This is a genomic window from Delftia sp. ZNC0008 (genome assembly GCF_000799035.1).
GTDB lineage: Bacteria > Pseudomonadota > Gammaproteobacteria > Burkholderiales > Burkholderiaceae_C > Comamonas > Comamonas tsuruhatensis.
Window position 1 is genome coordinate 1 of the sequence record NZ_JTKZ01000588.1, and the last position, 3,025, is coordinate 3,025.

At 71.5% G+C, this 3,025-nt stretch carries 1 protein-coding gene and 2 pseudogenes; 1 reads left to right on the plus strand and 2 read right to left on the minus strand.

Annotated features, from left to right (window positions below; genetic code table 11):
• Positions 1-388 (minus strand): annotated as a pseudogene (locus L995_RS19480) (SAM-dependent methyltransferase); the annotation flags it as partial.
• Between the two features lie 26 nt (positions 389-414).
• Positions 415-2,409: a TonB-dependent receptor gene (locus L995_RS19485; RefSeq protein ID WP_047473078.1), complete on the minus strand. Its 1,995-nt coding sequence runs from the start codon at positions 2,407-2,409 to the stop codon at positions 415-417.
• 130 nt (positions 2,410-2,539) lie between these two features.
• Here L995_RS19485 and L995_RS19490 point away from each other — a divergent pair.
• Positions 2,540-3,025 (plus strand): annotated as a pseudogene (locus L995_RS19490) (AraC family transcriptional regulator); the annotation flags it as partial.

Consider the following 3,025-nt stretch of genomic DNA (forward strand, 5'->3'; position numbering starts at 1 on the left):
CCGCGTCCAGGCCGCGCAGCAGCGTGGCGGAGTGGCGCAGCGAGCGCAGGCGGAACAGCCAGGCCGCGCCGCAGGACTCGGGCGATGCGCTGTGCAGGTAGCGCAGCGCATCGGTGGCCAGCAGGTAGCTCACGGGCGCGTGCTGGCCGCGCCGCAGCAGGCGCATGCTCCACAGCAATTCCAGCCAATGGGAGGTATTGGCCTCGTTCCAGCCCTGGGCCTGGGCCAGCTCGGCCGGCGTCTGTGGCGTGGCCAGCCGGTCCAGTGCCCCCGATTCGAGCGCCAGCACCAGGGCCTCGGCCTGGACCTGGGCGGCGGCCAGGTCCCACAGCGGCTGCAGGGCGTGGGAGGGGGCGTGGGTAGGGGATTCACAGCGGGGTGTATTCATCGGAAGGTCCTTTTCACGAAAGGGAGTCACATGCGCCAGGTCAGCCGCACGCCGAACTCGCGCGGCGGGCTGTAGACCACGACCTGGCCGTTGAGGTAGCCCACGGCGTCGTAGCGGCGGTTGGCGGCGTTGCGCAGGTAGGCGGCGATTTCCCAGGACCCCTGGGCATAGCCGGCCGACAGGTTGAGCAGCCCGTAGCCGGGGCGGCGGTAGGCGTTGGCGGCGTCCAGGTAGACCTTGCCCGTGCCCTGCACGGCGGCCTGCGCCCACCAGCGGCCGGGCGCGTCGTAGCGCAGCGCCACATGGGCCGTCATGTCGGGCGCAAACGGGTTGCGGTGGCCGTCGTAGACGGCGCCGCCGTCGCGGAACGTGCCGAAGCGCGTGCGGTTCAGGCCCAGGGCGGTCTGCAGTTGCCAGCCGCCGCCGAACACATAGTCCAGCTCGAAGTCCGCACCCGTGGAGCGCGCCCGCGCCGCATTGGTGATGTAGACCACGCCCGGCAGGCCCATCTGCTGCACCTGCATGTCGCGCACCTGCTGGGTGTAGACCGAGGCCGCATAGCGCAGGCGCTGCCCCAGCAGCCGGCCCTTGGTGCCGATCTCCCAGGCGCGCACGGTCTCTGGCTCGTAGGCCGCATAGCCCATGGCCGGAGAGAACACGTTGAAGCCGCCCGCGCGGTAGCCCTCGCTGAGGCTGGTGTAGACCTGGCCCTGGGGCGACCACTGGTATTGCAGCGAGAGCTTGGGGCTCAAGCGCGACCAGTCGTCGCTGCGCGCCGCCGCGCCCACGGGGGCCAGTTCCACGCGGTTGCGCTCCACGCGCGCGCCGGCCGCCAGCGTCCAGCGCTCGGACAGCGGGACGGTCCAGTGCGTGAACAGCGCCGCCGTGCTGCCCTTGAGTCCGGCCGTGGGCCGCATCAGCGCGGCGGGCAGCTTTTGCTCGTAGCGCAGGTCATGGTCGTCGCGGTCCAGGTACAGGCCGGCCAGCCAGCGCGCGTTCCACAGGCCTGCGGCCTCGCCCTCCAGGCGCAGTTCCTGCGAGGTCGTGGCCAGGCGGTAGTCGCGCCGCACATGGAGCAGGTCGGCGCGCTGGAAGTCCGTGTCCTGCAGCACGCGGTCGTCGAAGACATTGCGCGCGGTGATGGAGCGCAGCCGCAGGCCCGAGGCAAAGCGGTGCGAGACATCGAGCGACAGCGTCTGCCCGCGCGAGCGGTTCCAGCTGTCCGTGCCCGAGTTCACCGTGGCGCGCGGCGCGGCAATGCTGCCCCATTGCGCGGCGCCGTCGTCCCAGCGCTGCTGGGCGTAGCGCAGCGTGGCCTCGGTCTCGGCCGTGGGCGTCCAGCGCAGGGCCAGGCGGCCGCTGGCGCGCTCGCGGTCGTCCACGCGCGCTCCCGTCGCCTGCTGGCGTATGAAACCGTCCTGCGCGCGCCACTCGCCCGACAGGCCGATATAGAGCTGGCCCGGCACCAGCGCGCGGCCCAGCTCGAAGCTGCCCGCGCGCTGGCCGTGGTTGCCGGCCTCGGCGCTGATCGATGCATAGGGCGTGTCGCCGGGCTGGCGCGTGACGATGCTGACCACGCCCGCTTCGGCATTGCGGCCGTACAGCGTCGATTGCGGGCCGCGCAGCACTTCCACGCGGTCCACGCCCTGCAGGTTGTGCTCGAAGCCCTGGGCCATCAGCGTGGGCACGCCATCGACCAGCAGCAGCGTGGACGAGGAGAACGACACGAAGTTGGCCGTCAGCCCCCGCATCACGGGCGGCTGCACGCCTGACTGGCCGAAGGCCTGGAACACAAAGCCCGGCACCTGGGCGGACAGCGCGTCCAGCCCGCGCACGCCAGCCGCCTCCAGCGCCGCGCCGTCGAAAACGGAGACGCTGGCGGGCACGGCGTCCAGGCTCTCGGCCTGCTTGTTCACCGTGACCGTGATCTCGGGCAGGGTGGCTTCGGGCGCCTGGCCCTGGGCCGCCACCGTGAAGGGGGCCAGGGCCAGCGCGGCCGGCCAGCGAAGGGGGAATGCCATGGTTTTCTCGTCCTCTCCAAAAGGGAATCTCGTTGGAGACCGATGCTAGGGAAGATGAGAATCGCTATCATTTGAAAACGTATGCGCGCCGGAGCATTTCCTATGCGAAGCGCGCATCCATTCCTCTCCCATGACCTCCCGCATCCCTTCCTCGCTTGCCTTGCCCCAGCCCTGTGCGCCGGGCTGGACGCGGCATGCCCTGCCCGCCGAGCTGGGCGACTGCCATGCGGAGCGCTTCACGCTGGGCGACGGCATCGTGCTGGCGCGCTCGCACTACTGCCCGCTGCACGACCTGGTGGAGGACAGCGTGCAGGCCGATGCCTCGGACCAGGGCCGCACCCTGGTCATCACGCTGGGGCTGGCCGGGCAATCGGGCTTTGTGGCGCGTACGGGTGCGGCACTGCGCTTCGGCGCGGGGCAGACCACGCTGGCAGCCTTTCGCGGCAGCCAGGGCGAGCGCCGCTATGCGGCCGGGCAGACCGTGCGCCAGTTGCGCCTGCTGCTGTCGGGCGCGGCGCTGGACCGCTATCTGGGGCCTGAACTCTCACAGCGCCTGACGCAGGTGGACGGCGCGGCCGGCGTGCGGCCCTTGGACCACCGCGCCAGCCTGACGCGG